The organism is Psychrobacillus sp. (assembly GCF_056205495.1).
The window spans coordinates 1-6,342 of record NZ_JBAEAP010000141.1 but is presented as its reverse complement, the minus strand read 5'-3'; the positions used below and the strand labels follow the sequence as shown (position 1 = coordinate 6,342).

9 protein-coding genes are annotated in these 6,342 nt (G+C 36.8%); 5 read left to right on the top strand and 4 right to left on the bottom strand.

Translation table 11 applies throughout. From position 1 onward, the window contains the following. Nucleotides 1-51: 51 nt before the first annotated feature. Complete coding sequence (locus AC06OU_RS04260) at nt 52-288, bottom strand: YuzB family protein (protein ID WP_169359647.1); 237 nt, start codon at nt 286-288, stop codon at nt 52-54. A 128-nt stretch (nt 289-416) separates the two neighbouring features. Between AC06OU_RS04260 and AC06OU_RS04255 the strand changes: the two genes are divergently transcribed. After that, nucleotides 417-1,484 (top strand): NAD(P)/FAD-dependent oxidoreductase, encoded by a 1,068-nt coding sequence (locus AC06OU_RS04255; RefSeq protein ID WP_169359648.1) that lies wholly within the window; start codon nt 417-419, stop codon nt 1,482-1,484. A 51-nt stretch (nt 1,485-1,535) separates the two neighbouring features. Here AC06OU_RS04255 and AC06OU_RS04250 read toward each other — a convergent pair whose 3' ends face one another. Together AC06OU_RS04250 and AC06OU_RS04245 are read right to left on the bottom strand one after the other, a co-directional pair. Then, nucleotides 1,536-1,862 carry a YuzD family protein gene (locus AC06OU_RS04250; protein ID WP_169359649.1) on the bottom strand — a complete coding sequence of 109 codons (327 nt, stop codon included), beginning with the start codon at nt 1,860-1,862 and terminating at the stop codon, nt 1,536-1,538. Nucleotides 1,863-2,049: 187 nt separating this feature from the next. Further along, nucleotides 2,050-2,529, bottom strand: a complete 480-nt coding sequence (locus AC06OU_RS04245; protein WP_475854196.1) for a hypothetical protein — start codon at nt 2,527-2,529, stop codon at nt 2,050-2,052. A gap of 337 nt (nt 2,530-2,866) precedes the next feature. Here AC06OU_RS04245 and AC06OU_RS04240 point away from each other — a divergent pair, with 337 nt between their 5' ends. Next, nucleotides 2,867-3,100 carry a NifU family protein gene (locus AC06OU_RS04240; RefSeq protein WP_144538629.1) on the top strand — a complete coding sequence of 78 codons (234 nt, stop codon included), beginning with the start codon at nt 2,867-2,869 and terminating at the stop codon, nt 3,098-3,100. A gap of 44 nt (nt 3,101-3,144) precedes the next feature. Here the strand turns inward: AC06OU_RS04240 and AC06OU_RS04235 are convergent, their stop codons facing one another. Continuing rightward, entirely contained in the window at nt 3,145-3,816 is a 672-nt protein-coding gene (locus AC06OU_RS04235) for a DUF2225 domain-containing protein (RefSeq protein WP_475854195.1), read from the bottom strand. A 143-nt stretch (nt 3,817-3,959) separates the two neighbouring features. On the opposite strand from AC06OU_RS04235, the gene AC06OU_RS04230 reads away from it, so the two are divergent. The 3 genes from AC06OU_RS04230 to AC06OU_RS04220 all read left to right on the top strand — a co-directional run bounded on the left by AC06OU_RS04230 (nt 3,960) and on the right by AC06OU_RS04220 (nt 6,160). Further along, nucleotides 3,960-4,322 carry a HesB/IscA family protein gene (locus tag AC06OU_RS04230; RefSeq protein WP_169359652.1) on the top strand — a complete coding sequence of 121 codons (363 nt, stop codon included), beginning with the start codon at nt 3,960-3,962 and terminating at the stop codon, nt 4,320-4,322. 334 nt (nt 4,323-4,656) lie between these two features. Then, nucleotides 4,657-5,868, top strand: coding sequence for an NAD(P)/FAD-dependent oxidoreductase (locus AC06OU_RS04225; protein WP_169359653.1), 1,212 nt, complete (start codon nt 4,657-4,659; stop codon nt 5,866-5,868). Nucleotides 5,869-5,983: 115 nt separating this feature from the next. Beyond that, nucleotides 5,984-6,160: a hypothetical protein gene (locus tag AC06OU_RS04220; protein WP_475854193.1), complete on the top strand. Its 177-nt coding sequence runs from the start codon at nt 5,984-5,986 to the stop codon at nt 6,158-6,160. The last annotated feature ends 182 nt before the right edge of the window (nt 6,161-6,342 follow it).

Sequence of the window (6,342 nt, the reverse complement as noted above, 5' to 3'; positions counted from 1 at the left end):
TTCTATTAGTTTAAAAAATTATTTTAAAATCAGATTTTCTTGCGGTTGCTCTTAAAACAAAGGATTTTCTTCAATATATTTGTATATATTAGACACTAAATCTTCAGAGGAATTACCTTCTACTACATCCCCATTTACGATGGCGAATAGCGTTTCAGAGCATAGAGAACAATAGCTGAGGCAGCCATATTCTAGTACGTCTAAATCTGGATCTTGTTCTAATATATCAAAAGCCTCTTGTGAACCATTTGCAAGGTTGCTTATACAAAATTCAACCATTGGATTCATAGCTGTCACCTCACTACATCGTCATGCTACTCTATTTTTTTTAAAAGGTCAATTGTGAAGTTGTATTGTGAAAACTGTCACAATCATTTATAATTTGAGGAGACATTGAAAGAAAAGGGAGAATATTTATGCGAAAATTAGTCTTATTAGGTGGTGGATACGGTAATATGCGCGTATTATTACGCCTATTGCCAAATAATTTACCGGATGATGTAGAAATAACATTAATAGATCGTACGCCATTTCATAGCTTAAAAACAGAATTCTATGCTTTAGCAGCAGGAACTTCATCTGACCAAAATATAAGAGTTGCTTTTCCAGACAGTAACAAACTAAATATTGTTTATGGGGAAGTTGAGACAATCGATGTAGAAAACAAGCAAGTCATTCTACAAGGAGAACAAACTGTTCCTTACAATGATTTAGTCATTGGGTTAGGCTGTGAGGATAAATATCATAACGTTCCGGGTGCAGAGGAATACACTTATAGTATTCAAACAATAGGACGTTCAAGAGACACTTATAATAAGATTGGTGGACTTCCAGCTGGATCTATAGTAGGTATTGTTGGAGCAGGCTTAAGCGGAATCGAGCTTGCAAGTGAACTTCGCGAAAGTAGACCGGACCTTAAGATTAAATTATTTGATCGTAGTCCTCGTGTATTACGAGACTTTCCTGAGCGCTTAAGTAATTTTGTGCAAAAATGGTTTGATACAAATGATGTTGACGTTATTAGCAACTCGAATATAACGAAGGTCGAGCCAAATAAATTATACAATCATGATGAAATAATCCCTGTGGATGTAGTAGTGTGGACTGCTGGTATTCAGCCTGCAGCACCAGTCCGAGCTTTACCAGGTGAAAAGGATAAGACAGGACGCATTATTCTAACTCAATATCACGATTTGCCAAGCTATGAAAATGTATTTGTAGTGGGAGATTGCGCTTCTTTACCTTTTGCACCAAGTGCTCAGCTTGCCGAAGAACAGGCAGAACAAATAGTAAAGGTTCTACAAGCACGCTGGAAGGGCCAACCGCTTCCAGAGAAAATGCCAGAGATTAAACTAAAAGGCTTCATGGGCTCATTAGGGAAAAAACAAGGATTTGCCTATTTGGCAGATATCTCAGTTACTGGTCGCATTGCGAGATTAATGAAGTCGGGCTTACTATGGATGTATAAACGACATAACGGTTAAAATAAAAAGCTTAGGAACGTAAAGGAATACGTTTCTAAGCTTTTTGCGATTTTAGTTAGCTATATATCCGTACTTTTCAAGAGCTGAAAATACTGGCTTTAATTGAATATAACCTTCACCTATTACTTCCTCGTTAATCATTATTAGTGGATAGAAAAACTCATCATTTGCAATTTGATTGGCAATCGATTGTTGTTTTTCATCTTCTAGAGGCTGCTCTATATCAATATATGAAAATGTTATTTGATGTTCAGGAAATTTTCTGCTGATAGCGGCTTCTAACCATTCGTATGTGTCCTTTGATGAAGGTGCATTCACACAGCTTGCACATACTATATCGGCACCGTAAACTTCTACAGTGAGCTTTTCTTGTGCCATAATTTACTTGTCCCCTTTATCTGTTTAATCCTTATCCCCTACACATTACATTATAAAGGGGTTACTGAAAAGCTGTCAAAAGGTCCACACCACTTATTTTAATAGTAGGCTTCGTGAGCAATGTCAGGATTGGATTAATCTAGCACAAAAAGGAGGGATAGGGATATCCAATACTTCTTCTCTGATTCTATCTGCCACCTAATGAGACGTACTCCAATTGGTTATCCTTATCGTAATGGAACACGACGAGGCTGTTGCTATCGTGCTGCGGGTTATACATGTAATAGCTTATCTCCGTCATGTCATCAAATTTGTTGAAGAAACCGATGTGTTTCGACTGCTTGGCCAGTTCGACCTCGAACGGTAGGTTGCCCTCGGGCTCCTTGAGGTGTATCGCATTGTCCTTCACTTCGAACTCAATCGGGAACTCGGCTTTTAGCGTCTCGAAATCCTCAGCTGCAAGTAGATCCATGAAACGTCTCGAGGTTCTGTCGGTTTCCTGTAGGGATGTGCTGTAGTCAGCTTTGCCCTCACTTAGTTTATCTTTCAGCTCTTGATTCTCTTTTTCCAGTGCTTCGATTTCTTTCTCGTAATCCGTAAGGTCTTTTTCATTTGAACAACCGAACATAATGAATGAAATGAGTGCCAACGATAGTAATTTTTTCAACTAATTACCCTCCCGCTATGTCATTAAGTAACATTTTATAATAAAATACAAAATTGTACGATTTTCCTAAAAATAGGTAGTTCAAAGACAGTGACATAAGTTTATAAAAATAGCATAAATTGATGTGCTTTTTTACTCAAAGATATGACATATGCTCATTCTTAGACGTTCTTAACTACCTGGAGCTATTCTAAAAGTGCTAAGCAGAAAAAACACAGTATGTAATATTTATTCATCTTTGGGCAGACTATTTACCGTAGATGTTTTACGGGAAGTAAACACTTCCATTTAATCAGCAATTATTCTATAATGATTGTAGTGAAAGGAGTCGATCTATATGACTGATACAATTAATGAACAAGTTCAAGAAGTTTTAGATAAATTGCGCCCATTCTTACTACGAGACGGCGGGGACTGCGAGCTTGTTGACGTTGAAGACGGCATTGTAAAACTACGACTTTTAGGAGCATGCGGAAGCTGCCCAAGTTCTACGATCACTTTAAAAGCTGGTATAGAACGCGCTTTACTAGAGGAAGTACCTGGTATCGTAGAAGTAGAACAAGTATTTTAATTCCAATAAATATGAAAAAAGAAGCCTAACTGGCTTCTTTTTCTTTATGTACGCATTTCCTGCCAGCGTTCTTTGGCCATCTCAATAAGTGAAGGTTCAATAGAAGAGCTTTGTTTTTCTAGGATCATCGAAAAATAGCGTGTAGCTAAATCTCTTGCTCCAACTCGTCTAGACAGCTCTGCTATCATGTAAAGAACTCGTATCTCAGACATTTGGGTTCCACTATAATCCTCCCTAGAATATGAATCGATATAGCGGTCTCGCGCTATTTCTAGAAATCTTTTTTCCTCTTCTTGTTGTCCTACTATACGGTAGAGCCAAGCTACTCGCAATGCTAAGCCGGCTATGGATACAAATTTTTCTTTTTTTAAAGATGCACATAATATTCCTAACTTATAAGCAGTGATTCCTTCTTGAATCGTTCTTTCACCGCCGTAGGAGCGTGATGTCCATTGTTTAGTTATGTTCTCCATGATCGCGTCTTTTACACTTGGAGCAAAATATTTTGTGAAATCATCTGTAAACGAAAAGCCACAGTGCTCACATACAAATACATTATAAAGTAATGGATTGATTTCTTTATTCTGGTAGATTGGTTGAAAGTCTGTATCATGGGTTTCTAGCTTTATAAATTTCGAACGAACCTTAGTTGACTTAAATTTTTTCTTACAGTGTAAGCATACTACCTCTTTTTGATAATACGGAAGTATTTCCATTACTTTTTCCCCTTAGATGCCTATTATTTCTTTTATTATACTGTAAAAATATGTAGAAAGCGATGTCCGTTTCGAGTAGTTTTCCTTGTATAGATAGTGAAAACATTGATATTATATATACATAAGGAAGGAATGTGATCTAGATGACAGAAGTAGTTAATTTGTCTGAAGCGGCAGCTTACCGCGTTAAAGAGATGATGGTCCACAATGAGGAGGAAGGTTCACTTCTACGTGTTTCCGTTAACGGTGGTGGATGTAGCGGACTTTCCTATGGTATGGGATTTGAAAAAGAGAAAAATCAAGATGATTTAGTTTTGCATCAGCATGGACTAGACATCATTGTTTCCAAGGAAGATGCATCTATACTTACTGGAACGGTCATCGATTATAAAGAATCGTTGATGGGTGGAGGCTTTACGATCGATAACCCGAATGCAATTGCTTCCTGTGGCTGTGGTTCATCGTTTAGAACTGCTAAAAAAGAAGGCACACCTGAAAGCTGTTAAATAAATGAAAGAACATTTTCTTGCATTAGAAAATGTTCTTTTTTATAAATAAAAAGCATATACGCTCTTAAAAGGAGAAAGCTAAAAGGACTGAATAGTTTCCTTATTTGCATGCTAGTTAAACTTGCATTTGAACTTTTTAATAAATACTAACAATTATCTGTATATTCCTACCTTTAGAATGTTGTTAAATAGTGTTGAAATCCTATTCTAAAAGGTCTAAAATAGGTATAGTGTGAAATTTGTCGGAAAAATGACAAGCTAAAAACGAATGAACAAGATTTATGAATCATTCGGTTGTTATAAAAAATAAAAAAAGGTGGTTGCGATCTTCGTGAAAAGACCAACAGTTCTAGTATTAGGAGCAGGTTACGGTGGATTATCTACTGTAGTAAACCTTCAAAAATTAGTAGGTACAGATGAAGCAGATATAATCTTAATAAATAAAAACGATTATCATTACGAATCAACTTGGTTACATGAGGCTTCGGCTGGTACGTTAAGTCCAGATCAAGTACGTTACGATATTAAAGACGTTATCAATAAAGGAAAAGTTCAATTCGTAAAAGCTACAGTTGAAGGAATTGATGTAAACTCTAAAAAAGTAGCAACAAGCGCTGGGGAATACACATATGATTACCTTGTAATTGGATTAGGCTTTGAAGGCGAAACATTTGGAATTACTGGATTAGATAAATATGCTTTATCTATCGCAAACGTAAATGCAGCTCGTCAAATCCGTGACCATATCGAGTACCAATTTGCTACATGGTCTACAGAAGAAACAAGAGATGATGCTCGTTTAACAATCGTTGTAGGTGGGGCTGGATTCTCTGGTATCGAATTCTTAGGAGAGTTAGGGAATCGTATTCCTGAGCTTTGTGCTGAATATGATGTACCAAAAGAAAAAGTACGCGTTGTTTGTGTTGAAGCAGCACCTATGGTTTTACCAGGATTCGATCCTGAGCTAGTTGAATATGCTGTTCGTCAACTAGAAGCAAAAGGAATTGAATTCTCTATTGGAACACCAGTAGTAGAAGCAACTCCTGAAGGCGTTAAGATTAAAAAAGGTGAAGAGGAATTTGAATTCATCAAAGCTGGTACGGTTGTTTGGGCAGCTGGTGTCCGCGGAAACCGTTTAATCGAAACTTCTGGCATCGAAAACATGCGTGCTCGTGTTAAAGTTGAAAAAGATATGCGTGCTCCTGGTTTCCCAGACGTATTTATCGTTGGAGACTGTGCATTGATGATCAATGAAGCAATTAATCGTCCATACCCACCAACAGCTCAAATTGCTATGCAACAAGCTGTAACAGTAGCTCAAAATATCGTAGCTCTTATGAAGGGTGAAAATACGAAAGAATTCGTTCCTGAGCTTAAAGGAACAGTATGTTCTCTAGGTGAGCATGATGCAATTGGTGACGTAATGGGTAGAAAGCTAACTGGTACAAAAGCTTCTATTATGAAAAAGGTTATTGATAACCGTGCTCTTTACATGATCGGTGGAGTTCCATTGATGATCAAAAAAGGTAAATTCAAACTATAATATTAATATAACCAAATCTCCTACTGAATTATTCAGTGGGAGATTTTTTTGATCTCCATTTTACATTAGGTATATACGTTAAAATGAAAGTAGTTGAAAGAGAGGGGATATACTAATGCAACATAACACCGTTTTATATATTTCCATTTGCTTGATGCAACTCACGATTTTAACGAATATTGCTTTACTAGATGGACAATGGAATGGCATAACGATGTGGTTGTGCACAGCCATATTTATTTTCTCTTCTGCCATTTTTGGTTTTAGCAGAAAAAATAAACAATCTAAATAAAATAAGTGTTTAGAGGAGATTGCAAGGAAGGATTATATTTTGATTTATCCATTCACTTGTCAGAGCAACAACAAGCCCTTACACTTATTTTAAGGGAGTTGGTTGGTATGTCTAAAGAGAAAAGAGGAAGTGTCTGGTTAGGAGTAGCCGGTTTAGTTTTAAATAAGAAAGGTGAATGGTTA